This is a genomic window from Anaerospora hongkongensis (assembly GCF_004339805.1).
GTDB classification, from domain to species: Bacteria; Bacillota; Negativicutes; order Sporomusales; family DSM-15969; genus Anaerospora; species Anaerospora hongkongensis.
In genome coordinates, this window is the sequence record NZ_SLUI01000005.1 from 205,162 (window position 1) to 232,156 (window position 26,995).

The following is a 26,995-nucleotide window of genomic DNA, read 5'->3' on the forward strand; positions in this document are numbered from 1 at the left end:
TTAAATTTCCAGACGGGTAACAGGACTGCCGCCTTCAATATGACTTTCCATGATCTCTTCCACATCATCTGCCGTGACCTGCCCATACCAGATGTTTTCCGGATAAACTACCACAACCGGCCCTTTTTCGCAGATTCCGAAACACCCTGTATTGCTGACAAAGACCGAGCCACCTAAATCCCGGTCTTCAATCTCCTCCAGAAACTTCATCATAATATCGACGCCCTCTTTGGTATGGCACATGCCTTTTTGCTGTCCCGTCGGACGGGAGCTGGTACAGACAAAAATATGTTTTTCCGGTTTGTTCATTTTGTCATCTCCTCTGTTTATTTGCTGTTACATGACTTCTTTCATCTTCAATTCTTCTGCCGTGTACCGCAGCCCATTTTCCACACTATCGCAAAACTCAATACTCTGAATACCTTTTCTGCGCAAACGCTCCTTGGCACTATGTCCGATACGCATAGTCAACACTGCTGCACAATCCTTCAGCGACTCGACGATCACCTCACGGCGTTCTTCTTCGGTATCACACTCTTGCATACCGGCGCAGTATTTATCCACCTGCCTGGTTTCAAGCAGTTTAAAGGTATTATTTTCCCCTTGATAGATGCGGAATTCCGTTGCATGACCGAAATGCAAATCTACCAGTTTGCCATACTTACTAGCCACAGCAATTTTGATAGGCTTCGCAATGACTTCTTCAGAAGCGGGCTGCTGCTGTACAATTGATGATAAGCGGAATTCCTGCGAACGGTCTTCTCCCAGTAAACCGATAGCATCTGCCCGGCATTGCTTACAGTGCCTCATCTGCTGCATATCTAGCTGACATAAGTTGCGCATTTCATTGATGTCTTTCATGCTGGTCTGCGGAAAGTTTTCAAAATTGCTGCCGGGCGCTGGGATGAGCGGCATAATATTCGTGATAAACGCACCCAGCTCTTTTACCTTTTTTACTACTTCCGGTATATGCTGATCATTTACTCCCGTTACCATAACAATATTAACTTTCACTAAAACACCGTGATTTGCCAAAAATTCAATGCCTGCTAATTGGTTCTTGAGCAGAACTTGAGCAGCTGTCACTCCTGTCAGCCTCTCCCCTTTGTAGCGGGCGTATTGATAAAGCTTAGCCCCAATTTCGGGATCAATTGCATTACAAGTGACAGTTACATGATTAACACCCAGATCAATAATCTCCTGGCCATATTCAGGCAGCATCAGGCCATTCGTAGAGAGGCAAAAGGTCATTTTCGGGTCAATTGCTTTAATTAATTCAATGGCCTTTTTGGTCTCCGGCCAGTTAGCAAGGGCATCGCCAGGTCCGGCAATACCGACAACACTTAATTGCTCGATCTGTTCTTTTACCCAGGAAAACTTTAGCAAGGCCTCGGCAGGTGTCAGAATTTCGCTGGTTACACCCGGACGGCTTTCATGGACACAATCAAATTTACGATTACAATAATTACATTGAATATTACAGGCAGGAGCTACCGGCAAATGCATCCGGGCATACTTCGTATGCGCCTCAGCTGAATAACAAGGATGTTTGCTCGTTTTTTCGGCAATATCGTCTGGCATTCCCATATACTCACCTCCAAGTTTCATTATTTCGCAGCTTTATAGTAAGCATCATACATAGTGCTTCTGTACTTCCCGTACTTGTTTTCCAGCAGCGTGTTTGTCATGCGGTCCATGAGTGCCGCGGTCCCGGTATAGCCTACCGACAGCAATCGCTGTCCGCCTACCCGGTCATGGATGGGAAAGCCTACCCGTACCAGGGGAATGCCTTCTCGTTCGGTCAAATAGCGTCCATCAGAATGACCAAGGGCAATGTTCGCACCCAATTCCACGCTTTTGCGCCGGATCTGAACAAAGTCAGACTCAGCTAAAATTGCAGCCTTGTGCTGGTATTTTTCAAATTCGGGAGCTAAGAGGACTGACAGCTGGTTCGTTCTGCTGCCTGAGGCTACTACTACAGGAAATATGCCATTTTCGATACACATTTGTGATAGTGCATAGACGAGTTCAGGTTCACCAAAGATAACACTTCGTCCGGCAAAATTATATTTATGAGAATCTACCATTGCATCAAGCAGCCGCCCCCGCTCCCGGATGATACTCTCCGGGATCGCTTTACCGGTAATACAAGACAGTGCCTGAAAGAAAAGATCCGTATTTTTTACGCCAATGGGAATAGGAACTGTATAAAGGGGGACACCGAAGGTTTCCTGCAAGAAGCGTCCTGCCGAGTTTTCCGCATCGGCGGTAATGCCAATTTCAATGGTAGCAGGAGCACCGGCCATCGCCCGGATGTCAGCGATTTTGGTGCCTCCGGCGGGAATTTTTGTATAAGGCCGGGCAATCGGCCTGTCAAGCGTATCGGAGAAATCCGGACACAATACATACTCGATTTGCATAATATCAAGCAGTCTTTTTATCTCCCGTAAATCAGCAGGACTAATATGACTGGTAATGATATTGAGCCTGTTGTGTGCGGGTGTTGGCTCTGCCAGGTACGAAACAATTTTCTTTACAGCCAGTTGATAGCCCTCAGCATGGGTCCCGCCATAGCCCGGCGTAGGCACTGGAACGATGGGGAAGTCTTTCAACTCTTTGCGGATTTTATATTCTGCTGCAATGCGTTCAATATCTTCACCGATAGTTTCAGCCAGGCAGGAAGTCAGCACGCCGACAAGCTGAGGCTGGTAGACCCTCAGAATATTATCCAGTGCCTGATTGAGATTCTTTTCCCCGCCATAAATAGTCCCTTTTTCATTGAGTGAAGAAGAACCTACATCAATAGGTTCATTGAAATGTTCGGCAATATGCCGCCGCATATAAGTACTGCAGCCCTGGGAGCCATGAATGATGACCATTGATCCTTCAATGCCTTTAAAGGGGAGAATGGCCCCTAACGGCATACACATATGACAAGGGTTTTCATTTACATTTTTGCTATGCTTGACTGTCAGATCCATGTAAATCACCTCCAAAGTCATACATGTATTCCCATACAGGTGAGCAAAGGGTCGAATGAACTTCCTTGGCAAAATTGACGGCACCCACAAAGCCGCTGAGCGGATGCTTACGGTCGTGATTATGATCCACAAAGGCAATTCCCAGCTTATAGGCAAGCGGTCGTTCTTTGACGCCGCCCACTAAGAGATTAGCGCCCTGTTGGGTCATAAACCGTTCCAATTCAGAAGGATTGGCATCATCCAGGATAACCGTGCCGTCATCCGCTAATTCATGAATGGTATCATATTCATCCTGCTGGCCGGTCTGAGTGCCAACCATGACGACATCAATGCCAATTTCACGAAACTGTTTAATAAGGGAGATTGCCTTGAAGCCGCCGCCTACATAAACGGCTGCTTTCTTGCCGTTAAACTGCCCTTTATACGTATCAAGGACCGGCTGAACAGCTTGCTGTTCCCTGGCAATGAGCTGCTCTGCCCGCTCGATAATAGCGGCATCGCCAAAAAAATGGGCAATGCGGCGAAGCGAATCGGCTGTATCTTCCATACCCAAAAAGGAAATCCGCAAATAGGGAATATCAAACTTCTCCTGCATCTTATTAGCCAGATACGTCATTGACCCGGCACACTGCATCACATTGAGCGACGCCATTGTCGCTTTCTTCAGTGTTTCATAGTTGGAGTCTCCCGTAAAAACGGCATTGACTTCTATTCCGATTTCCTCCAGGTAGCCGCGGATGATCCACGCTTCACCGGCCAAATTAAAGTCACCCAGATAGTTTAAGCTTAATTTCTTGCGCGGCAGCGGCTTCTGCGGAGTGATAATACGCAGCAGTGCATCACAGGCTGCCCGGTAACCGGCTGCCTTGTTGCCGATAAAGCCGCTTGATTGCACCGGTATCACTTCTATCCCGTGTTTAGCCGCTGACTGCCTACAGACTGCTTCCAGATCATCACCGATGACTCCGACGATACAGGTAGAATAAATAAAAAATACCTTAGGCTGATATTTTTCTACCAATTCATCAATAGCCCGTTGTAATTTTGGTTCACCGCCGAAGATAACGTCATGTTCTTTGAGATCAGTGGAAAAGCTGTTGCGGTATAAATCGGAGCCACTTGAGAGGCTTCCCCGGATATCCCAGGTATAACTGGCACAACCGATCGGGCCGTGCACCAAATGCAGCGCATCTGTAATGGGGTTTAATACGACACGGGCACCGCAGTATACGCACGCCCGCTGGCTAACACAACCGGCAATGCTGTCCGCATCGCATTTCAGTGATGTTTTTTGTTTCCCTTTTGTTGAAATAAAAGGATCGCGTTCATTAATAGCCGCCGCTGTATCCATGATGTCACTCCTTTCACAGGTTGTTCCGTGATGGGATACCTTTTGATAAGATAGAAAAGAGGCAGCGTTGCAAACTGTAGTTAGGCAACGCTGCCTCTTTTCGGTATTACATTACTAATTCAAAATCTTCATCGGCAGCATCGCGGTCCTGGCGGTCCAGCAAAGCATTGCTGATCATTTCAATCAGGCGCATTGCTCCACGGTAACCGACGATGGGCAGATAAGAATGGACGCTGCGGTCAAGCACCGGAAAGCCAACACGGACAAAGGGAATGTCTTCGGCTCTGGCAATATATTTGCCATATGTGTTGCCGATCAGAAGATCGACAGGTTCATTTTTAATCCATTGATGGAGCGTAAACAAATCACCATTGCCTTTTGCATTGCCATTGACATTTGCAGCAGCCAGCATTTCCCGGACGTCGTCTTCAAAGCTGCCCATGCCGGAGCCGATTGCGCCGCCTGGTGTGCCCGTGAGTACATGAACGGGAATCATGCCCAGACTGAGTACAAACTCAGTCAGTCCGGTCAGTACGTCAGGATCACCAAAAATGGCTACCCGTTTGCCATGAAAATGGAAATGGGTATCTGTCATAATATCAACCAATTGTCCCCGTTCCTCTTCCAGCTCATAAGGAACTTCGGTAACCGCAAAGCGGCGCAAAGCCATTATGAATTCGTCGGTAGCCTTAATACCAATCGGTGTTTTTAAGGCCAGAGCGGGTACCTTGCATTTCTTCTGCAAAAGTTCCGCCGCTTCGCTGGAAGCAAACCGTCCCAGGGCAATAGACAATTTTGAATTTCCCGTATCCTTCAGCTGCTCGATAGTCGTGCCGCCTTTGGGATACATCTCAAACTTGCCGGTCATCGGTGAATCAAGCACACCCGTAGTGTCAGGGAACATAATCGACTTCACACCCATTAGATTAGTGAGACGTTTCATTTCCCGCATATCACCGGGATTGACAAAACCGGGGATGAGATTGATTTGTTCTTTTTTGATCGGTGTGGTACTTTCAGCCAAATAGCTGACCATACCCTTGACCATATTGGAGAAGCCGGTTATATGAGACCCCTGGTAACTAGGTGTATTGGCGTGAATGACCAGTTTGCCCTCCGGTACTTCCGAGGATTTGATAATCGTTGGAACATCATCGCCGATTGTTTCTGTCAAACAGGTAGTATGAACGGCAATAATATCGGGATTATAGATTGAAAACACATTTTTAATAGAGGTTTTTAAGTTTGCCGCTCCGCCAAATACGGATGACCCTTCTGTAAAAGAGCTGGTAGAAGCCATAACCGGATCACGGAAATGGCGGGTTAAATGCATGCGGTGAAAGGAGCAGCACCCCTGGGAACCATGGCTGTGTGGCAGGCATTTATGAATTCCCAGTGCCGCATACATGGCTCCAATCGGCTGACATGTTTTGGCCGGATTGATAATTCCGCCGCTTACACGTTCTTTTAAGTCTTTTGTTGTTGCGTCTAACATGCCTTACCCTCTCCTTCTGCCATTTTTCCTTCTAACAGCGGCTGATCCTGCCAGGGTGGTACAATAAAGTTCCACGTAGGAGTTGCAAAGCTCATTGCAATATCGCGGGCAAAATTGAGTGCTCCGTTAAAACCGGCATAAGGGCCGCTGTAATCATAAGAGTGCAATTGTTTTGCAGGAATACCCATTTTTTGCACTACATATTTGTCTTTAATACCCGAGGAGAAGATATCCGGTTTTAACAGCTTAATAAATTCATCTGTTTCGTAATGATTGAGATCATCTACGATGATATAGCCGTCTTGCATATCAAAATTCATGCCTTTATATTCACTGAGCGGTATCTTTTTCTTCAGCTCTTCTAACTTTTCAGGAGAAACTTTTACCCGGAAGCGTTTTTCATCGCGGTTAACATGCAGCTCAGGAATATTTTTGCTATCCGCATCTGTTTTAATAGTGGGAATCACGTGGCGGCCCTCATAGTCATCACGATGGGCGAATTCATAGCCGGCAAGTACTGTTTCAATACCAAGCTCCCGGTACATTCCCTGGTAGTGATGTCCACGGGAACCACCAACGAAGCAGAACGCGGTTTTCCCTTCGCAAACTTTACGGTATTGATCAATCATGGGTTGAACCCGGGCGACTTCACGAGCAATAACTTCTTCGGTTTTGCGGGTTAATTCTTCATCATCAAAGTAGGTGGCCATATCGCGCAGCGACTGAGACATCCCTTCTACCCCAATGAAATTAACTTTTACCCAAGGAGTGCCATATTTGATTTCCAGCATTTCGGCAATGTAGTTAATCGAGCGGTGGCATTGGACCAGGTTAAGATCTGCTGTATGGGCGTGACGCAGTTCTTCATAGGAACCGTCTCCCGTCATTGTGCTGACAATGGTATAACCGATGTCTTTCAGCACCCGCTCAATTTCCCAGGCGTCACCGCCGATATTGTATTCACCCAGGATATTGATTGCATAGCGGCCAGGTGCCTCTTCCTTGTCACTTGCCCCAATGACTTTATCCATGAGGATATTGTTGGCAATATGATGACCGGCCGACTGGCTTACCCCTTTATAGCCTTCACAGCTGAATGCCAATACCGGTACTCCATGGCGTTCTTCAGCCGACTTGGCAACGGCGTTGATATCATCACCAATAAGACCAACTGGACAGGTGGCATTGATACTAATCGCTTTGGGCTTAAAGATCTCAACAACTTCATCAATCAGTTTTGCCAGCTTCTTTTCGCCGCCAAATACAATGTCTTTTTCCTGCATATCGGTAGTCACGCAGTAATTGATGAAATTCTGGGTAGGATCTTCTGATTTAGCCTTATTGCGGCGCGTTCCCCAGGTATAATAGCTGCAGCCTACCGGGCCATGAACGATATGAATCATATCCTTCAGCGGACCGACGACCACACCTTTACAGCCTGCATATGCACAACCGCGATTCGTGATGATTCCGGGTATGGTGCGGGTATTCGCTTCAATAATCTGATCAGGCTGAGACGAATCCTTAACCAGAATATGTTTTTTCCGGGCCTTCTTTACTTTATCGGGTAATATACTTAATAGCTCTTGCAGCTTCTCTTCTGTAAACGCCATGTTCATAAACCTCCTTTGCTGTTGCCTACAGGGCTTCGTCGCCGCGTTCACCGGTGCGGACTCGCACTGCTTCATATAGCGGCAGGACAAATATCTTACCATCGCCGACGTTATATTCGGTTTTATTGGCCTTAATGAGTGATGCTACTACTGCAGGTACATCAGCATCATGGACTAACACCGTAAACAACCGGCGGGGGAATAATCTGGTTCCGTCCAAAAAGCCGGTAACCAATTCGACAACTTCCGGATCTTCCGGATCGGACATCGCCAGCAGCTTACTCTTTCTGTCTTCTACCAGCGCGGCATCAGTGACCAGTTTGCCCCTGCCCATTACTTTAAAGGTAGTAAAGCCGGGATAACCGACCTCAACCAGGGCTTTCTTTGTGGCATTTACCTTGTTCATGCGAATAATCGCAACAACTTCCTTCATTTCACTGCCCCCTTACAGGCTGCTTGCGCCGCTTGAAATTGTATAGGCCTCTTCTACAACACTGACAAATATCTTTCCGTCACCAAAAGCGCCTTTTTCACCTGTCTTGGCAGTCTTGAGAACAATACTGATTACATCTTCTTTGTCTTTTTCTTCATCCACAACCATAAATAAGAGTGTCTTCGGTATTTCATCATAGACGATATCGCCAATGCGAATCCCCTTTTGTTTACCCCGGCCAACAACATCGATTTTGGTTACCGCATGAAACCCGGCCCGGGATAATTCGTAAATGACTTCATCTGCTTTGTCTGGTCTAACCATCGCACGTACAAGAAACATATGGTCAACTCCTCCAACATTTCATTTTTAGTTTGTGACGAAGCTTTACGCCAGGGCGTCTAAAAAGCCGTGCTGCATCATTAGTTCTTCCAGACGATCCTGAGTCATTGGTTTAGGGATAACAAACATTTTGTTGTTTTTGATATTCATGGACAGCTGACGGTATTCATCAGCCTGACCGGAGGTAGGATCAAAATCAATAACAGTTTTCTTATTTATTTCAGCTCTTTGCACTAAATTATCGCGCGGTACGAAATGAATAAGCTGCGAACCGATTTCCTCGGCAAACGCTTTTAACAGCGGATATTCATTATCAACCTTACGACTATTGCAAATGATACCGCCCAGACGTACACCGCCAGTTAGTGCATATTTGCTGACGCCTTTGGCAATGTTATTGGCAGCATACAGTGCCATTAATTCACCGGAGGCCACGATATAAATTTCCTGCGCTTTGCCTTCACGGATCGGCATCGCAAAGCCACCGCATACAACGTCGCCCAGTACGTCATAGAATACATAATCAAGATCACTCGTATAGGCACCCAGCGACTCAAGCATATTGATTGAAGTAATAATTCCGCGGCCTGCGCAGCCAACACCCGGCTCAGGGCCGCCCGATTCGACACACATCGTATTGCCAAAGCCCGGTTTTAAGATATCATCAAGATCAATATCATCGCCTTCGTCTCTGAGGGTATCCAGCACTGTTTTTTGGCACAAGCCGTTCAGCAGCAGCCGTGTCGAATCCGCTTTGGGATCACAGCCGACAACCATTACTTTATTGCCTGCTTCCGCTAAAGCTGCCACTGTATTTTGCGTAGTCGTAGATTTTCCGATGCCGCCTTTACCATATATCGCAATTTGTCTCATTTTTATATTCCCTCCTGTTTTTGCTAGTTAAAGCTGTCTTGAAACCATCAAACTGTTAGGGTATAATGAAAAATAGGTAAATTTAAGCCAGTGCCTCTGGATAATTTGCCATCGCCTCACTGGTACTGCCATACTGGTGAGGCTTTTCTATTGGGTAAACTGGTTTTATCACCCATGGACCACCCCCTCTCAACGAAAAATGGGTAAACTTAATAGCCAGTGCCCCTGGTTTATTTCTCACCTGCTTAAGCAGTACTGCCATACCGCTTGAGCATGAATCCTTTACCGACTGCAGCACCGTTTTTTTGCTCACCTCCTTAGCCTTAAACCTGCTGGTTTTTATTTAATAAATACAATGGGGCTTATAAGACGTACATAGAGTACGTTTATAAGCCCCATTGCTTACCCTCTGACCATAATCCTAAACTATCAGGCCAACATTGCGTTGCACGATTATCCGGGGTATACACACTAAGAGCTTACAAACGGCAGATTCCGCTTGTAAGCTCCATTGCTTAATTTGTTTTTTAAGTTAAACAGAGTGTAACACAGCATTGCAATCAACGCAATAGGCAGTTTAAAATTCGTAATATTAAATCCATTCAGTCAACACATAAGTATTTACCAAAAAGACATGCCCACTTAACAATCTACTGACTGACGAATAATCGAGATAACAAGTTCTCCCGTCTTATACAGATCGGCTTCTTTAATAAATTCATCAGTTGTGTGAACTTTGTTCATGCCTACCCCCAGTACCACTGAAGGAATGCCGTAGAGATTAAAAAAGTTGGCATCACTGCCGCCGCCAGTGCCTTTTAAGACCGGTTCCAGACCAATGGCCCGGACAGCTTGCTTGCTTACCATCACTACCGGCATTTCTTCCTTCAGGACAAACGGATCATACGCTTTTGTTACCTTAACCTCTGCCTTTGCTTTGTTGGCAGTTGCAACCCGTTCAAACGTTTCGACCATATGCTGGGTCTGAGCAGCCAGTTTATCCATATTGCGGCTGCGGGCCTCAGCAATAATGGTGACTTGCTCCGGTACAATATTCGTAGCACCGCCGCCTTTAATATTGCCTACATTTGCTGTTGTTTCAAAGTCAATCCGGCCATCTTTCAGCTCAGCCATGGCCTTGGCAGCCACAATAATGGCATTGACACCGTCTTCGGGCGCAATACCGGCATGAGCTGTTTTCCCCCGAACAAGCACTTCGATTTTATTCTGGCCGGGAGCCATCATAATAATTTCGCCCGGCGATCCGCTGGAATCCAGCACAAAGCCCATAGCAGCCCGCAGCTGTGCTTTGTCGATATTCTTCGAGCCATTAAGACCGCCCTCTTCCGCAATGGTGAAAACAACCTGAATGTCGCCGTGGGGAATATTCTGCTCCTTGATCACCCGCATTGCTTCCAGTATAGCCACCACACCAGCCTTATCATCCGCTCCCAGGATCGTATTGCCTGCTGAAGTAATGATCCCGTTTTCCAGTTTGGGCTCTACCCCTGCACAAGGCTCTACACAGTCCATATGGGCACTGAACATAACCGCCGGCGCACCGCTGACCGTTCCCTGCCAGTTGGCAATAATATTGCCGGCATTGCCGCCAATTTTCTCACCGGCATTGTCTTCACTCACCGCCGCACCAAGCTCAGCCAGCCGGGCCTTCAGAACGTCCGCCACCTGCCGCTCTTCCTTTGTTGAACATTTAATCCGCACCAGCTCAAAAAATTCCTGCAGCATTCTTTCCTGATTGACCATCATAATCCTCCTCCGTTCTCCCTTTTCCTCCGCCATTGTCTCTCCAGCATGGACCGAAGGCACAATTAACGACCGTATGTCCACTGTAATATGTTGGATATCACTCTAGATTATTCCTGCATATACCGGTATATACTAACGGTAAAACTAAGAGAAGGTGTGTACCATCGCTAAAATTATTGCCCTCCAGTCTCACTACGGTTCAATTGCCCGGCATTTACAACAGCACGGCTATCATATTATCTCCCTGCAGCAGGCTGCCGAGCCCGGCCAGCGGGTCGATGCCCTGCTGGTAACAGGCTACCGGCCGGATATGGATGAACTGAGCGGCTGCGCCTCAGCCGATATTACAGTTGGTTCCGGCTGCAGCGTGCTGGATGAACGGCAGGCGCTGACGCTCAATATAACCGGCCAGCGTCCTGAGCAAGTACGGAGCGCCCTGGAAAGACACCTTCGACGGCAGGAAATGTAGCTTAACCGCCAATACGCGACATGCATCTGCCGCTCTCTTGCCCCTTGGTGAAAAACTGCTGATGCGGCTTATTCCATATGATTTGTTTTATTTGCTCGCCCAGTTCCTGATCAGAAACTCCTGACCGCAGTTGATCGCGCAGGGAGTATTCTTCATTGGACAGCAGACAGGGTTTCAGGCAGCCGTCAGGAGTGATGCGAATGCGGTTGCATGAGGCGCAGAAATGCTGCGATACAGGAGTGATAAAGCCAATGGACCCCTGGGATTCGGGAATACGGTATATTTTAGCCGGACAACTCCCGCCCAGCTCTGGAACCAACCTGGTAAAACCGGCATCAACCAGCTGCTGCTTCATTTGCGCAGCAGTAAACAAATAATCCTGGCCGGCACGAAAGGGCATATATTCGATAAAGCGGACCTGGTAATGGTTGCGAATAGCAAAGCTGGCCATATCGGCAATCTCATCAGCATTAACCCCTTTCATAACCACCATATTCAGTTTTACCGGAGTCAGTCCGGCTTCCTGAGCCTTTTGAATACCCGCGAGGACCTGGTTCAATCTATCCTGGCCGGTAAGCCGGATAAACCGGTCCCGCTTGAGCGTATCGAGGCTGACATTGATACGCTTAACTCCTGCCTGCTGTAAGGAAAGAGCGTGTTCTTCCAGCAGGCTGCCATTTGTCGTCAGGCCAACTTCCCGAATACCGGGAATACGCACAACTTTGCGCAAGAAAGCCAGTAAACCCTTGCGTACCAAAGGCTCTCCACCGGTAATGCGTACTTTATCTATCCCCAGTGCGGCGAACACACTAATAAGCCGGATTAGTTCCTCATAGCGTAAGATTTTATGATGATCCAGCCATTCTACACCATCGGACGGCATACAATATTGGCAGCGAAAATTACACCTATCCGTCACAGCAATCCGCAGATAATGAATATGACGGCCAAGCTGGTCGTACATTTCAGCCATTTTTTCACCTTCCCCCGGAATTACTCAGCTGTCTTTTCAAATTTACAAGGCTTTGGCCTTGTACCGCTGAGCGGTAAGAAAAAGAGACCTATTTATCTGGGTAAAAATAGGTCTCTTTTTCATTGGTCGGGCCTACCCGTTGTGAACTTTGGCACCCATCTGCCGTTTTATATTGTCATACTCTTGGATAACATATTGTTCAGCCCAGCGCTGATCAGCGATTTTTTCCACTTTTGCCGCACAGAACTTATACTCGGGAGTCTTGGATATTGGATCCAGGTTGTCAATCGTCAATTCATTACAAGAGCCAACCCACCAGTGATAGGTCATATATATGGCGCCCTTTCGTACGCGCTCTGTTGCCATGACCCGTGAGATTACCCGGCCGCGCCGGGTTGATACCCAGACGAGGTCCTGATCTTCTACCCCTAGCTCTGCCACATCTTCCACACTCATCTGCACATAGCCCGGTTCATCGGCCAGCTGCTGCAAAGCCGCACAGTTGCCGGTCATGGTCCGTACCGAATAATGGCCTACCTCCCGCACAGTGGAAAGGATCAGCGGATACTTCTCGTCCGGCAGTTCCTTTGGCGGCCGCCATTCTGTGGCAAACAGCTTCCCTTTGCCGTTGGGCGTATCAAACCGGAAGCCTTTATAAAGATACGGTGTTCCCGGATGCTCTTTCGTCGGACAGGGCCACTGTATACTGTCCAGTTCGTCCAGATGCTCATAAGTGGCACCGGCATACAGGGGACATAGATCAATCATTTCCTGCCAGATTTCTTCGGTATTGTTGTAGTGCATGGGATATCCCATAGCCGTCGCGACCAGCGAGATAATCTCCCAGTCAGGCTTAACATCGCCCTTTGGTTCCACTGCCTTACGGAACCGCTGGAAGCCGCGGTCAGCCGAAGAATATACCCCTTCATGCTCGCCCCAGGACGTAGCCGGCAAAACGACATCGGCATGCATAGCCGTTTTATTCATAAAAATGTCCTGAACGACCACCAGTTCCAGATTATCCAGCGTGTGCCGCATATGGGCGGCATTCGGATCGCTCTGCACCGGATCTTCGCCAAAAATGTAGAAGGCTTTAATCTTCCCTTCATGGGCATGATGCGGCATTTCCGTCATCGTAATACCTGGGTTGGCCGGAAGGCTGGTATTCCAGGCTTTTTCAAATTTTTCCCGGACTTTGGGATCAGCAACCGGCTGGTAGCCGGGATACAGATTGGGCAGGCACCCTACATCGCAGGTTCCCTGCACATTATTTTGCCCCCGCACAGGGCCGACGCCCACGTTGGGTTTCCCCAGGTTTCCAGTAAGCAGCGCCAGTCCGGACAGACCTTTGACAACATCCACCGCCTGACCATATTGCGTAACGCCCATCCCCCACAGGATAAAAGCGCTGGGCGCGGCAGCATAAATGCGCATGGCTTCCCGGATATCCCGGGCCGGTATCCCGGTAATTTTTTCAACATACTCCGGTGTATAGCTTGCTACCAGCTTACGGTATTCCTCGAATCCTTCCGTATAGCTGGCTACATATTGTTTATCATACAGTTCTTCTTCGATCAGAACATTGGCAAAGGCATTGACCAAAGCCATGTTCGTGCCATTTTTAATCGGCAGCCATAAGTCGGCGATTCTCGCCGCTTCGGTGAAACGAGGATCGGTAACAATAATTTTTGCTCCCTTTTCCTTCGCTTTAATAATGCGCCGTCCCACAATCGGATGAGAATCTGCCGCATTGTAACCGAAAATAAATAAGCACTTCGTATCTTCGATTTCGGGGATCGAGTTGGACATTGCTCCATTACCTAATGTGTAGGCCAGACCGGCCACAGAGGGAGCGTGTCAAACACGGGCACAATGGTCAATATTATTTGTGCCGATCACCGCCCTTGTAAATTTTTGCATAACATAGTTAGCCTCATTGCCGGGGCCGCGAGCCGAACCGGTGCACATGATGGCATCCGGACCATACTTATCTTTAATCGCCTGCAATTTATCGGCAACAAACCGGATCGCTTCCTCCCAGGCGACTTCTATTAATTCACCGTTCTTCCTAAGCAGCGGTTTTGTCAGCCGCTTGGTAAGCCGTTTTGTATCATTGAGGAAATCCCAGCCATAATGGCCTTTCAGGCATAGCGTCCCCTCATTCGTACGGCCCTGGGCCGGTTCAGCGCTTAAAATAGCATTGTTTTCTACTATCAGGTTGATCCGGCAGCCAGCTCCGCAATAGGGACATACTGTCAGCACTTTTTCACTCATCATTCTACCTCCTCTGGATGGTTACTTAAAAGAAATGCGCGATAACTCCTCTGCACAAGCCGTTCTTCTTTTACGGACATGCCTGGACATCGTGGCACCTTCAATGGGTTTAAAAGCCTGAGTGGGACATACACCTGCACAGGCAGGTCCCTCGGGCCTGTTAATGCACAAATCACACTTCAATGCTATAATTCGCTCTTTTTGCTGCTCCCCCTCCCCATCAACGATTTTCAGACCATTCTGTAAAAGCCGTTCTCCTTTATCAACCTGCGGAACAAGATCAATTACCCCAAATGGACAGGCAATGATACAGTTTTTACAGCCGATACAGGCATCAGGATTAATTTGAATGGTATTATTTATGTTTACAATACCTTTGGACGGGCAGACATTGGCGCAGGGTGCGTCTTCACACTGACGGCACTGAACAGGAACACTGATCGTAGCAGTTTTGACCACCCTCAGCCGTGGATAAAAAGCCTGGTCCACAGCGCCGGTTATCAGTGCATCTTCCGGTGAATGAGCCAGTACGCAGGCAATTTCGCAAGTACGGCAGCCAATGCATTTATTAGGATCGGCCACGATAAACTTATTCATGAAAAAGTTCCTCCTCTCCTTATCTACATCACATTTGAAGGATATTGTTTAACCTCTTCCTTTGACTATTTCCCGTCATTGTCCACCAGCACCCGCTCGGCACCTGTATAGACGTGAAACCAGTCTCCTTTGGCTACACCGATTAACGTTATGCCCAGTTTTACAGCCATATCAATGGCCAGGGATGTCGGTACAGACCGGGCAACAACCACCGGCACACCCATTTTGCTGACTTTAAGTATAATTTCCGATGAAACACGACCACTGAAGACGAGAATTTTGTCCGCCGGATTCACGCCGCTCTCCAGGCATTTGCCGTATAGCTTGTCAAACACATTGTGCCTGCCAATATCTTCAGCAAAGCATATGAGGCTGCCATTTTGGGCCAGCGCCCCGCTGTGCACACCGGAAGTAACCCGGTGCGTCGCCGAAGCCTCTTCCAGCAGAAGTGCATATTGGTTAATGTCTTGGGCCCGGACACGCAGCTCACTGTCGATCTCTTTGGATACACGGGCATCGTTGGCAAAATAAAACTCGGCCCGGCCCCGGCCGCAGCACGCGGTGAGACAGCGTTTCAGATACATCCGCCCGGCATTGTCAGGAACCTGATCGGCTTCGGCCCAAATCAGGCCCCGTTCTTCATCCACCGTAAACTCCGTTAAATCGGCAATACTGCCAAGCATCCCCTCTGAAACCAGAAAGCCCAGGGCCAGGTAGCGCTGCTCCACCGGTGAGCACAACATTGTGACCAGTTCTTTGCCGTTTAAATACAGCGTCAACGGTTCTTCTTCAGACACCATATCCTCAACGGGAAGCAGTTTTTCATCTATTACTTTTAGCGCAGGATAAGAATATACGCCAGTTCGTTTTTCCTGCATTTGTACACCTTCTTATCATTTATTTGACTTTCTGGCCAGCCATATACAACAGCTTACAGACGGTCAAGAGCCAGCATAATGCCATGAATCAGGGCCTGGGGCCGGGGCGGGCAGCCGGGAACATACACGTCTACGGGAACAATGGCATCCACCGCACCGCGGATGGCATAGCTGTCACCATACGTCCGGCCGCTGCAGGCACAGCTGCCTACCGCCATGACCAGCTTCGGCGCAGGAGCCGCTTCATAGGTCATTTGCAAAGCTTGTGTAGAATTACGGGTAACCACCCCGGTGACCATCAGCAGATCGGCATGACGGGGAGAAGCAACAAAGTCGATACCATACTGCTGGACATCATAAATGGGATTACACAAGTGAGACATTTCAAAATCGCAGGCATTACAGGAGCCAATATCCACATGACGGACATGCAGGGAACGGCCCAGTGCCGAACGGATTTTCTTTTTAAGAGCTGCCGCAGCATCGTCTGCCAGCGCTCCGCCTAAAGAGGCCAGTTTATAGTTATTGGTTTGCTCCAAACAGCCTGCCGGACAGGCTTCGACACAGAGACCACAAAAGATACAAGCCTTTTGCTCAATAACAGGCACTTCCTGCCGCATGGTGATTGCCTGTGTAGGGCAGGCAGTAAGGCATTGCCGGCAATCCCGGCAGTTCCCCGGCAGCACCCTGACCTCACCGGCGGCTTGTTCAGGCAGGGGTACGGCATCCCAATTTTTTGTTACAGTGCCTGTAGCCACAATTTTGCGCATAACATTTAGCATCTCACTACCTCCTAGCGGTCCAGACAAGCATAGGATAATTCGTAGCTTTTATTGACAAGCGGAAAATCCGGGATAATATTGCCTGGCGCGGCCACTGTAAGCGCCGGCCAGTTCGGATAAGCAGCAGCCCGGACAAACAGCCGGTAAATGGTATTGTTTTCCCCGGCCATCAGCCAGTGCAGATTGCTGCCCTGCGATGACTCACTCCAGCCAAAACTGCTGCTATACGCCGGAATGGGGCCAATCTCCGCTTTTAACGGACCGTCCGGCAATCCATCTACGATCTGCCGGATCAGGCCGATAGTCTGGTATACCTCATCAACCCGGACCCATAACCGGGCAGCCACATCACCGCTTGTATATACAGGCACGGTAAACTTAAGTTCCGGATAACACCCGTACGGGTAATCCCGGCGCATATCGGTATCCACACCGGACGCTCTGGCACCTACGCCAACAACCCCCAAATCCAGCGCTGCCTGCCGGGGAACGACACCTGTCGTATTCACCCGCTCCAGGAACTCATCATTGGGCCTAAGCAGCCGGATAAGCCCGGCAAAATCCGGTTCCAGTTCATCGAGCATTACTCTAATCTGCCTGGCAGTCTGGTCCGCAATGTCCTTCCGGACTCCGCCTGGTACAATCATTCCCCGCAGAAACCGGCTGCCTGTGAAGGCTTCATTTACCGTCATAATCGCTTCTTTCATCCGGGCCCCGGCCATGATCGGCACGGCAAACCCCATGCCTGCACAAAGATTGCCGATATCCCCAACATGATTGTACAGCCGTTCCAATTCAGCTGCAAGCGCGCGGAGGTACAGGGCCCGGATGGGAACCTCAACATTAGCCAGTTTTTCAACGGCATGGCAATACGATAGGGAATGGGCAACCGCACAAACGCCTGAAATCCGTTCTACCTGATAAAAAGCCTGTTCCAGCGGCCTGCCTTCCACCGCCTTTTCAATGCCGCGGTGCAGAAAAAACATTTTGGCATCGAGCCGGAGAATTCGTTCGCCCATTTGGCTGAAGCGGAAATGACCCGGTTCGATAATGCCGGCGTGAATTGGGCCGACCGGCACTTCAAATACTCCTTCTCCTTCGACACCGGCCATGGGATAGTTCCTGTTCGCAGTGGGAACGGCCAGGTCCGTCTGGTAATCCTTACGCAGCGGGTAAAGCTGCTCCGGCCAGTTTTCGTGCAGCACCAGCGGCCTGAGATCAGGATGCCCTGCCGGTGTTAAGCCGAATAAATCGTGAATTTCCCGTTCATACCAGGCAGCGGCAGAAATATTCGGAGTAATCGACGGAAACTCCAAAGGGCCGCCAGCAGCAAGCCTTGCTCTTACCAATTGAATTTCACGGCCCGTAGCAAAGGCGCAGTAAATGGCATAAGCTCCGTTCAGCGGCCGTTCATCATTGGCAAACATAGCAAGCAGTCCATTCTGCCCCTCCTGGTAGATGGAGTAGGCAACCGTGCGTAACTCTTGTGCTTCAATATTGAGTTGCTCAATCACCGGCTTAACCTCCTAAGACAATTTTCGCAGCCTGCTGCAATACGCTGTTAGCCAGCGGCGGCAGATAAATCCCACCGACAATCAGGATAACGGCCGACACGCCCATCGCGGTCATGGCCGGTGCGGCCACTGCTATACGCCCCATGCCGTCAGGAGCAATACCAAAGCCCATCTTGAGCGAATACCGCATCATACCGGCAAAAATAGCGGCCAGCAGCAGCAGGATCACCCCGCCCAGGATGCCTTTGTGGCTGGCGAACAATGCCATAATAATCATAAATTCCGAAATAAAGATGTTAAACGGCGGTGAACCGGTAATGGCCAGAATACTAATAATAAACATTGTGGCTACCAGCGGCATTACACTGATTACCCCTCGGATTTGACGGATGTTTTTTGTTTTATATTCCTGTGTGATCATGCCCGCCATATAAAACAAGGCGGATTTGGCAACAGCATGATTAACGATGTGCAGCAGTGCGGCATAAATTGCCAGCGGCGTGCCCACTCCCAGTCCCAGCGTAATAATTCCCATATGCTCCACACTGGAATACGCCAGCAGCCGCTTTACATCATGCTGAGCCAGTACGAACGGGATAGCAATCACTACCGACAGACCGCCAACACCCAGCAGCAGGTATTGGGGATACTCAGCGCCAATAACGGCCTGTACGATAATCACATTGCGCACAAGCACATACAGCGCACAGCTGAGCAAAGCCCCCGACAGCAACCCGCTGATCGGTGACGGTGCCTGGCTGTGAGCGTCAGGCAGCCATGTATGCATCGGTGCCAAGCCGGCTTTCGTTCCATAACCAATCAGAATAAAAATGAACGCAATCTTCACCACTGCCGGATCAAGCAGAGCGGCGCTCGCCCGCAGGGCCTGCCAGTTCAGCGCGTGACTTGCCCCGCCTGCCGTTGCCTGCGCATAATAGAGAATCATGGTCCCAAACAAAGCAAGACATATGCCAACGGTACAAATCATGACATATTTCCAGGCAGCCTCCAGGGCATCGCGGTTGAAATAAAAGGCCACAAGCAGGGCTGAGGCCAGGGTTGTTCCTTCGACAGCAACCCACATTAGCCCCAGGTTGCCGACAAGCAATACACTGATCATAGCAAAAGTGAATAGATTGAACAAGGCATAGTATCTTGACAGCATGACTTCGGAAATGCTGCCGTGACGAACCTCTTTCTCCATATACGGCAGCGAAAACAAAGTGGCCGTAAAGGTAAGCAGCGCAACGACAAACAGCATTACGGCGCTAAGATGATCCAGATAGAAGAACTCCGTACTGTAGACATTCTCCTGGGTAATCCGGTAAATCATGGTGAATAAAACGCCGGTAACGGCTGTACTGCCCAGCAGATTGACGGTGCGCAGTGCCGCCGGCCTCGTCTGCAGCAGCGACAGTACGCCGGTAACAAGGGGCAGGGCCAAAGCTAACAAGATCAGTTCATGCATACTATCACCCCTTCAACTTCTTCAGCAGGCTGGTATCAGTGGACTCAAGCGACAGCTTGAGCCGGTATGTAAGGATGACCAGTACGACTACCGCCACCAATACATCCAGGAAAATACCCATTTCAATAATCAGCGGCAGCCCTTGTGTGATAGACAAGCCAAATAAATACAGCCCATTTTCCATGGTAATCAGCCCGATAATCTGCATGACAGCCTGATGACGCATCATGATAAAGAACAGCCCGATCAGCGTCAGCGATACGGCTGCCGGCAGCGTCGAAGCAATTGCCACCCCGGGAAGATTAGGACTAATCAAGCCATAGGACACGATAATGGACAGCAGCGTCATAAAAGTGGAAAAATTGGCCTTCACAATCTCGCGGCCGACAATTTCCCGCTCTTCGCGCAGGTATGGCAGCAGCCGGTATAACGCAAACGGGATGATACCGACTTTGATTGCTGACGTTAAGAGGGCCGCAATGAACATATGAACTTCATGGGTTTGCATACCGATTATGACACAGGCCATAGCGACAATCACCGACTGAACCAGCACCACATTAATTGCCAGGCGCAAATTGGAAATGCGCGTTTGTAAAATCGCTGCCAAGAGCAGCAGTATCGTTAATAGTTCCATACTTACTCCTCCCTTTTACTGCGCCACCAGAGCCAGCAGCGAAAATACACCGGCCGCAGCCATAAGCCCCGGTACCCGGAATAACCGGATTTTATTGGTACTGGTTTCAATGCAGGCAAGCAAAGCTGCCGCCAGCACCACTTTGCACAGCAGCCAGACAGCGGTAAACATCCCGGAAGTAAAACCTTCCAGCTGCCAGGGAACAAACAAATTGACCAGCAGCAGAATAAATACCAGCTGCTTAATTGCCGATGCCCAGAAGATGAGTCCTACCGGACGGCCGGAGTACTCCAGCACCATTCCTTCGTGAATCATGGTCAGTTCCAGATGAGTATCCGGGTTATCCACCGGAATGCGTCCCGTCTCGGCAATGGTAATCATCAGAAAAGAAACTGCTGCCAATAAAGCAGAAAAGCTCACTGGCGAGCCTTGCGCCGCTGCTGCCATTGCCGATAACCCGGTGGAATCGGCACTATAGGCTACAGAAAACAAAGCCAGCATTAAGGGCGGTTCGACCATCACACTGATGAACATTTCCCGGGAACCGCCCATACCTCCGAAAGAGCTGCCGGCATCCAGGGAAGCTGCCGCCAAAAAGAACCTCCCCAGTGCAAACAGATATACCAATGTAAATAAGTTATCGAACTTGACTCCATCGTAGGAAAAAATAGTCGGCACCATAGCCGCAGCACCAATAGCGGTAGCAAAATAAATATACGGTGCAGCATGAAATATCCAGGATACGGTTGGCGAAATCACGCTGTCCTTTTTTAGGTATTTGGCGTAATCATAATACGGCTGAGCGTAAGCAGGTCCACGCCGGCTCTGCAGGCGAGCCTTGGTATTCTTAATGATTCCCTGAATCAGGGGAGCCAGAAGGATTATGCCAATCGTTTGCAATAAGATTGTTATCACCATGGGGCTCACCACCTCGTGCTAATAATCAAAACGACTACCGTAACGGCCATGATATATCCGATATACAGCTGCAGGCTTCCGGCCTGAATTGCGGTCAGATATTGCGCAAAAGCCTGGATGCCGTCCTTTAAGGGATTATAGAACAATTCATTTACATAATGGGTCACATGGACATGTAGCTTAATTTTTACGCCATGATACGGATTGCGTGATTTATCGGTAATAATCTCATCCACCGGGTTCAAAACAGTGCCAAAGGCACGGCGAATGGGCTGAGCAAAACCGGTTGCCGTATATTCCATCCGCGCGGTCGGAATAATGCCGCACGTCCAGGTCTCTCCGCTCACCCGGCAGGGCGTCCCATTCCAGCGGGCCAGGAGAATTGCCAGAAAACAGCCGGCTGCTATCAGCAGCACGACTACCGGCATGGTAAGCACGCCGCCTGTCTGCCCGGTTTGAAAGGCCACCGCATACCATTGGCTGTTGTCAAACAGACCGGCTGTACTAATGCCGTCATAACCGGACACTACCTGGCTAAGGAGGCGCAGCATCCACTGCGGCCATACACCGGCAGCCACGCAGGTCAGGGAAAGTCCGGCCATACCTGCCAGCATCGACCAGGGAACTTCTTTGGCATGTTCCGCCTCTACACTGCGTGGTTTCGCCAAAAATGTTACGCCAAAAGCTTTAACAAAGCAGGTCGCCGCCAAAGCGCCGGTCAATCCTAGCAAAGCAATCAGCATAACGGCCCAGAACTTGCCGACTAACCCTGCAACTGCTTTCGGTAAAAAGAACAGTGCCTGGAACGTCAGCCATTCACTGACAAAGCCGTTCAGCGGCGGCAAGCCGGCTATCGCAGCAGCGCCAATCAGGAAGAATACTGCCGTATAGGGCATTTTTTTTATCAGTCCGCCTAGCTGTTCCACATCTTTGGTATGGGTAGAGTGCAGCACGGCACCTGCTCCCATGAACAGCAGGGATTTAAATACAGCATGATTAAAAACGTGATAGAAGCCGGCTATCCATGCCAGCCCGGCCAGCAGCGGCATTCCTTTGCTTGCAAACACCATACCTGCGCCGACCCCAAGTAGAATAATGCCGATATTCTCCACAGAATGATAAGCAAGCAGTCGTTTCAAATCATGCTCCATCAGAGCATACAGCACGCCAAAAACCGAAGAGATGATCGCCAGTCCCAATACCAGCTGTCCCCACCATTCGGGCCCGCTGCCTAAGAACTCCAGAAAGAAGCGGCTCATGCCATAAATCGCCGTTTTGATCATAATTCCCGACATCAGGGCGGAAACATGGCTGGGGGCAGCAGGGTGAGCTTCCGGCAGCCAAATATGCATCGGCATTACTCCCGCTTTTGTGCCAAAGCCGACTAAAGCGCACAAGAAGACGATACTACGCAGGCTTTCCGGCATGGTCCCTGTCTTCAGCAGATCAAAATCAAGGGTTTGCGCTGCTGAAGCCAGCAGCAGGAAAGCAATCGCAATAAATGCCGTGCCCACATGCGTCATTAGAATATACAGATAGGCTGCTCCGGTATTGGCATTTTTTTCATACTCATGATTGACCAGGAAAAAGGAGACCAGCGTCATTAGTTCCCAGACAATAATAAAGGCTACAACCTGGCTAATCGTCAGCACCAGCAGGATGGACAGCAAAAACAGATTATATACTGATGCCAGTTGAGCATACCGGCGATTGTAATACTCACGGGAATAGCCAATTGCATAAATACTGGCTGCTGTTCCCACAATACCGAAAGCCAGCAAAAAGAAAGCAGCCAGTGAATCCAGCCGGATCTTAATCAGTCCCAGCGGGGCTTGTAACTGAAACGCTAATGTTTGCCCCCCGGTGGTAAAAACAGCAGCCGCCAGACCAATTGTGGCCATACAGCCCAGCGCAGCAAATCCATGAGATAACGTATTCACCATTTTGGGATTGCCATTGGCGAGAAGAGCCGATACCACTCCCAGACAATACAGGCCAACAATGAGGATATACAGTTGATCCATCGGCACTACAACCACCGCCCAATTTTTTAAATTCCAGGATCCTACCTGTTTCGGTACAGATATTGGCTGGCTTCTACAGCCTGCCGCAGTTTATTCCGGCGCTCCTGCCGCGGGTCTATCAGACTAAGCGCCTGCTCGGGACATGCCGCTACACAAGCCGGTCCTTCTTCCCGTCCTAAGCAAAGGTCGCATTTGTGGCCTACCAGCCGTCCTTGCCCTTGAGGCCAATCCGCGTAAGTTTTCTCCCGGTCAGGCGGCGCCAGTGAGATTGCGCCAAACGGGCAGGCCTCGGCACAATCCCGGCAATAATTACAGCGCGCCGTATCGATCACAACCTGCTGCAGATAAAAGCGAATTGCCTGAGCAGCGCAGGCCCGGGCACAAGGAGCACCTTCACACTGCCGGCATTGTACAGGCAGTATCCTGCCGTTTTTTCTTTGCACATAAAGCTTTGGTATAACCGGCCCTGTTATCATTCCTGCAGTTTTTCCTGCACCGCAGTGATAGGAATTGCAAGCAATTTCGCATACCCTGCAGCCTGTGCACTTCTCTTTATCGGCAATTACGAAAGGCAGCAGTTCCACGCCTCCTGCCTCCTAAGTTGCCTTTCTCGCCACATAGTGGGTATGCAGCAAGTGATGGGACTCATGCCCTAAAGGCTCCCCTAAAAAAGACTCATACAGCTTCTGAACATCCGGATTATCATGCGACTTGCGCAATAAAAGAGTTTCATCATGAACATAGGTATTAGCCGTTCTGCTGGTATAGGAGCCGGGCTTATCGGACGGCAGGAGCACCTTGGGCTGCCCGCCGCCGCTCACACAGCCCACGGGACAGCACATCACCTCAACAAAATGAAAGTCCGCTTTTCCCGCCTTGATTTGCTCCATTATTACTTTGGCATTTTTCAGTCCTGACACGACCGCAACCTTCAACGTCAGGCCGCCAACGTTTACATTGGCCTTGCGGATGCCTTCGCCGCCCCGCACATAGTTTAAGCTGATTTCCGGCAGTGCTTCCTTGGCCAGCAGTTCATATCCGGTTCTCAGCGCCGCTTCCATAACCCCGCCGGTTACCCCGAAAATGGTCGCTGCTCCGGTATACGTCCCCAGCGGCTGATCAAATTCCTCATCTGCTAAATGAACAAAATCAATACCTGCATCTTTAATGAGCTGCGCTAATTCCCGTGTCGTAATCACGACGTCTACGTCACGATAGCCGCTGCCTTCCATTTCCGGACGTTCGCACTCAAACTTCTTGCAGGTACAGGGCATAACAGATACGCTAAAGATCCGCTCCGCTTCCACTCCATCAACTTTTGCCCCATATGTTTTAAACAGCACTCCGGCCATCTGCTGCGGCGATTTACAGCTGGAAAGATGCGAAATCAGCTCCGGATAGGTTTGTTCCACATATTTTACCCAGGCCGGGCAGCAGGAAGTAAACATCGGCAGCGTCCCACCGGCAGTAACGCGCTTAATGAGCTCCGAACCTTCTTCCATAATGGTCACATCAGCCGCGAAGTTAGTGTCATAAACCCTGGCAAATCCCAGTTTCCGCAAAGCTGCTGCCATCTGCCCCGGTGTCAGGCTGCCCAGCGGCATACCGAATTCCTCTGCGATTGCCACCCGGACAGCAGGCGCGCACTGCACCATGGTAAAGAGACGGCGGTCGGCCAGTGCGGCCTTGACTGTCAGCGCATCACCACGGTTATAGGCTGCAAATAACGGCTCTTTTACGGATGAAAGCAACCCCCGTTCCGTCATTTTTTGTTCACGCGGTGCAATATCTTCATCAAAGATCGAAGCATAAGCACTGCAAATCTGGACACACTGGCCGCAGGCAACACAGCGTTCCTGACAAATAGTCTGCGGCTGCCCCTTCTTTCCTTCTATGGCATCTACCGGACAAATTGCCACGCACCGCTGGCAGCCGGTACACAATTCCTGGTCAATTTGGATAATGGGGTTATTTCGCTGCATGCTAAACCCTCCTGTCTTTACGAAACTAAGCACATTTCTCAGCCAATAAACTTTTTCACCGCATCGTGCAAGCTGATCGCTGCCTCGATGTTGCGTCTTTTCTTTTCCTGCTTCGGCACAACCATTTCCAGTGCTTTTTCCGGACAAGCCCGCACACAGGCCGGACCGTCAGCTTGACTTGCACACAAATCACACTTGCTGGCTACTACCATTTCTTTTTCCTTAATGCCTTCTTCTGTTTCCACCTGCAGTCCACTTTGACTAATTACCCGGCCATTTTTATAGACGGGCGCAAAATCGATTGCGCCAAAGGGACAGGCCAACAGACAGGTTTTACAGCCAATACAGTACCGTTCTTCAATCCTAATATTGCCTTTGGTCTGCGTGATGGCCGCCACCGGGCATACCTGCGCGCAGGGCGCATCTTCGCAGTGACGGCATTGGACCGGCATTGTCACGGTCGCGGTCCTGACCAGGTATAGTTTGGCAATCAGCGGTGTGTCGATCATCCCGGCGGTAACAGCCCCGCCATCGGTATGCGCAACGGAACAAGCCACTTCACAAACTCGGCAGCCAATGCATTTATTGGGGTCAGCCATAATAAACGCATTCAGATTGGTACTCATCGATAATCCTCCCTTCCTTGTCAACGTGTTAACCGGCTATATTCCGTTCTTCTGCTGGATAACGGCACACACTTCACTGACTTCTTTTTCCTGGGTTTTGCGTACATAACTGTACCAGTAGAAGCCGGCCACAAAAATTGTGCCCCCTAAAATGTTGCCAAGGGTAACGGGAATCCAGTTGTTTATTACGATATTGCTCCAATTCACCGTATCCAGAACCTCTTGCGGCAGCTTGGCCGCTTCAATTACACCAGGCGTATATTTGGCAAACAAACCGGCAGGCAGGAAAAACATGTTGGCAATACTATGCTCAAAGTTACTCATTACGAAGGTCATCACGCCCACGTAGGCAGCAGCACATTTACTGATAACATCCTTGGCTACAAAACACATCCATACGGCAATGCAAACCAGCCAGTTACAAAAGATCCCCCGAACAAACGCTTCCGACCAGCTTAAGCCCACCTTGGTTGCCGCTATCTTTAATGCATAGGCTCCCAGCAGGGCATTGTTAAATTTCCATAAACCAGTGAAATACATGAGTCCGGCAAAGGCCACAGCACCAATCATATTTGCCAACAGCACCCAAAACCAGTTGCGTAAAAGTTCAAGCACTGTTATGCGCCCGTCAATGCACGCCGTCCACATGAGCGAATTGCCGGTAAATAATTCTGCACCATTGTTTACAACCATCATAAGACCAACAGAAAACACGGACCCAAAGGCGAGTCGCTGAAAGCCAGCGCCCAGAGAGGTTAGGTCATGACAGGCCATCGTTGCGCCATTTGCTCCAAAAGCAATGTAGCAGCCGGCGAGAAATCCCAGGGCCAGCATTTGACCAATACCAAGCTTCACTCTGCCAACCTGGGCCTTGCAGCAATTTTCAGCAGCCTCTACCGGAGTAAAACAATTCATTCGCAAATCCTCCTTTTTTCCGGCTTCAGCCTGGCCTGCCGCATGTCAGCCTCTTGCGGCTAAGCTGTGCCAAAGCCCGTTGC

26 protein-coding genes are annotated in these 26,995 nt (G+C 49.6%); 1 reads left to right on the forward strand and 25 read right to left on the reverse strand.

Features of this window, described 5'->3' with window-relative positions; genetic code table 11:
* The 11 genes from EV210_RS09090 to EV210_RS09140 form a co-directional block, all read right to left on the reverse strand.
* Positions 1-309 carry a 2Fe-2S ferredoxin gene (locus EV210_RS09090; RefSeq protein WP_132078843.1) on the reverse strand — a complete coding sequence of 103 codons (309 nt, stop codon included), beginning with the start codon at positions 307-309 and terminating at the stop codon, positions 1-3.
* A 27-nt stretch (positions 310-336) separates the two neighbouring features.
* On the reverse strand, positions 337-1,587 hold the full coding sequence (gene nifB, locus EV210_RS09095) for a nitrogenase cofactor biosynthesis protein NifB (protein WP_243650490.1): 1,251 nt from the start codon (positions 1,585-1,587) through the stop codon (positions 337-339).
* Positions 1,588-1,607: 20 nt separating this feature from the next.
* Positions 1,608-2,981 (reverse strand): nitrogenase component 1, encoded by a 1,374-nt coding sequence (locus EV210_RS09100; protein WP_132078849.1) that lies wholly within the window; start codon positions 2,979-2,981, stop codon positions 1,608-1,610.
* The gene (gene nifE, locus EV210_RS09105; RefSeq protein ID WP_132078852.1) at positions 2,959-4,332 is read right to left on the reverse strand and encodes a nitrogenase iron-molybdenum cofactor biosynthesis protein NifE; all 1,374 of its coding nucleotides are present in this window, start codon (positions 4,330-4,332) and stop codon (positions 2,959-2,961) included. The genes EV210_RS09100 and nifE overlap by 23 nt, the downstream gene beginning before the upstream one ends.
* A 106-nt stretch (positions 4,333-4,438) precedes the next feature.
* Entirely contained in the window at positions 4,439-5,827 is a 1,389-nt protein-coding gene (gene nifK, locus EV210_RS09110; RefSeq protein WP_132078855.1) for a nitrogenase molybdenum-iron protein subunit beta, read from the reverse strand.
* The gene (gene nifD / locus EV210_RS09115; protein WP_132078858.1) at positions 5,821-7,440 is read right to left on the reverse strand and encodes a nitrogenase molybdenum-iron protein alpha chain; all 1,620 of its coding nucleotides are present in this window, start codon (positions 7,438-7,440) and stop codon (positions 5,821-5,823) included. Before nifD ends, nifK begins: the two co-directional genes overlap by 7 nt.
* Before the next feature lie 25 nt (positions 7,441-7,465).
* Positions 7,466-7,873: a P-II family nitrogen regulator gene (locus EV210_RS09120; protein ID WP_132078861.1), complete on the reverse strand. Its 408-nt coding sequence runs from the start codon at positions 7,871-7,873 to the stop codon at positions 7,466-7,468.
* Between the two features lie 12 nt (positions 7,874-7,885).
* The gene (locus EV210_RS09125) at positions 7,886-8,215 is read right to left on the reverse strand and encodes a P-II family nitrogen regulator (protein WP_132078864.1); all 330 of its coding nucleotides are present in this window, start codon (positions 8,213-8,215) and stop codon (positions 7,886-7,888) included.
* A 45-nt stretch (positions 8,216-8,260) separates the two neighbouring features.
* Positions 8,261-9,088 (reverse strand): nitrogenase iron protein, encoded by an 828-nt coding sequence (nifH, locus tag EV210_RS09130; RefSeq protein ID WP_132078867.1) that lies wholly within the window; start codon positions 9,086-9,088, stop codon positions 8,261-8,263.
* An 82-nt stretch (positions 9,089-9,170) separates the two neighbouring features.
* Positions 9,171-9,386 carry a hypothetical protein gene (locus tag EV210_RS09135; RefSeq protein ID WP_165898844.1) on the reverse strand — a complete coding sequence of 72 codons (216 nt, stop codon included), beginning with the start codon at positions 9,384-9,386 and terminating at the stop codon, positions 9,171-9,173.
* Between the two features lie 344 nt (positions 9,387-9,730).
* A complete protein-coding gene (locus tag EV210_RS09140) occupies positions 9,731-10,852 on the reverse strand; it encodes a M20/M25/M40 family metallo-hydrolase (protein WP_132079192.1) in 1,122 nt (373 codons plus the stop codon).
* 157 nt (positions 10,853-11,009) lie between these two features.
* On the opposite strand from EV210_RS09140, the gene EV210_RS09145 reads away from it, so the two are divergent.
* A complete protein-coding gene (locus EV210_RS09145; protein ID WP_132078873.1) occupies positions 11,010-11,324 on the forward strand; it encodes a YkuS family protein in 315 nt (104 codons plus the stop codon).
* Position 11,325: 1 nt separating this feature from the next.
* Here the strand turns inward: EV210_RS09145 and moaA are convergent, their stop codons facing one another.
* From moaA to EV210_RS09215, 14 genes are all read right to left on the reverse strand, one after another.
* A complete protein-coding gene (gene moaA, locus EV210_RS09150) occupies positions 11,326-12,297 on the reverse strand; it encodes a GTP 3',8-cyclase MoaA (RefSeq protein ID WP_132078875.1) in 972 nt (323 codons plus the stop codon).
* Between the two features lie 132 nt (positions 12,298-12,429).
* Positions 12,430-14,574, reverse strand: coding sequence for a formate dehydrogenase subunit alpha (gene fdhF, locus EV210_RS09155; protein ID WP_481157914.1), 2,145 nt, complete (start codon positions 14,572-14,574; stop codon positions 12,430-12,432).
* A gap of 18 nt (positions 14,575-14,592) precedes the next feature.
* Positions 14,593-15,168 (reverse strand): 4Fe-4S dicluster domain-containing protein, encoded by a 576-nt coding sequence (locus EV210_RS09160; protein WP_132078878.1) that lies wholly within the window; start codon positions 15,166-15,168, stop codon positions 14,593-14,595.
* Between the two features lie 65 nt (positions 15,169-15,233).
* Positions 15,234-16,046, reverse strand: coding sequence for a formate dehydrogenase accessory sulfurtransferase FdhD (gene fdhD / locus EV210_RS09165; protein WP_132078881.1), 813 nt, complete (start codon positions 16,044-16,046; stop codon positions 15,234-15,236).
* Positions 16,047-16,099: 53 nt separating this feature from the next.
* Positions 16,100-16,828 carry an NADH-quinone oxidoreductase subunit NuoB gene (nuoB, locus tag EV210_RS09170; RefSeq protein ID WP_132078884.1) on the reverse strand — a complete coding sequence of 243 codons (729 nt, stop codon included), beginning with the start codon at positions 16,826-16,828 and terminating at the stop codon, positions 16,100-16,102.
* A gap of 11 nt (positions 16,829-16,839) precedes the next feature.
* A complete protein-coding gene (locus tag EV210_RS09175; protein ID WP_243650491.1) occupies positions 16,840-18,342 on the reverse strand; it encodes a hydrogenase large subunit in 1,503 nt (500 codons plus the stop codon).
* A gap of 4 nt (positions 18,343-18,346) precedes the next feature.
* Positions 18,347-19,810 (reverse strand): hydrogenase 4 subunit F, encoded by a 1,464-nt coding sequence (locus EV210_RS09180; RefSeq protein WP_132078887.1) that lies wholly within the window; start codon positions 19,808-19,810, stop codon positions 18,347-18,349.
* A gap of 4 nt (positions 19,811-19,814) precedes the next feature.
* Positions 19,815-20,447: a hydrogenase gene (locus EV210_RS09185; protein ID WP_132078890.1), complete on the reverse strand. Its 633-nt coding sequence runs from the start codon at positions 20,445-20,447 to the stop codon at positions 19,815-19,817.
* 15 nt (positions 20,448-20,462) lie between these two features.
* Positions 20,463-21,365, reverse strand: a complete 903-nt coding sequence (locus tag EV210_RS09190) for a respiratory chain complex I subunit 1 family protein (RefSeq protein ID WP_132078893.1) — start codon at positions 21,363-21,365, stop codon at positions 20,463-20,465.
* Positions 21,366-21,370: 5 nt separating this feature from the next.
* A complete protein-coding gene (gene hyfB, locus EV210_RS09195) occupies positions 21,371-23,389 on the reverse strand; it encodes a hydrogenase 4 subunit B (RefSeq protein ID WP_132079198.1) in 2,019 nt (672 codons plus the stop codon).
* Between the two features lie 41 nt (positions 23,390-23,430).
* Positions 23,431-23,973 carry a 4Fe-4S dicluster domain-containing protein gene (locus tag EV210_RS09200; RefSeq protein ID WP_132078896.1) on the reverse strand — a complete coding sequence of 181 codons (543 nt, stop codon included), beginning with the start codon at positions 23,971-23,973 and terminating at the stop codon, positions 23,431-23,433.
* A 12-nt stretch (positions 23,974-23,985) separates the two neighbouring features.
* Positions 23,986-25,371 carry a [FeFe] hydrogenase, group A gene (locus EV210_RS09205; RefSeq protein ID WP_132078899.1) on the reverse strand — a complete coding sequence of 462 codons (1,386 nt, stop codon included), beginning with the start codon at positions 25,369-25,371 and terminating at the stop codon, positions 23,986-23,988.
* 38 nt (positions 25,372-25,409) lie between these two features.
* Positions 25,410-25,997 carry a 4Fe-4S dicluster domain-containing protein gene (locus EV210_RS09210; protein ID WP_132078902.1) on the reverse strand — a complete coding sequence of 196 codons (588 nt, stop codon included), beginning with the start codon at positions 25,995-25,997 and terminating at the stop codon, positions 25,410-25,412.
* Between the two features lie 36 nt (positions 25,998-26,033).
* A complete protein-coding gene (locus tag EV210_RS09215; RefSeq protein WP_132078905.1) occupies positions 26,034-26,912 on the reverse strand; it encodes a formate/nitrite transporter family protein in 879 nt (292 codons plus the stop codon).
* Between the last annotated feature and the right edge of the window lie 83 nt (positions 26,913-26,995).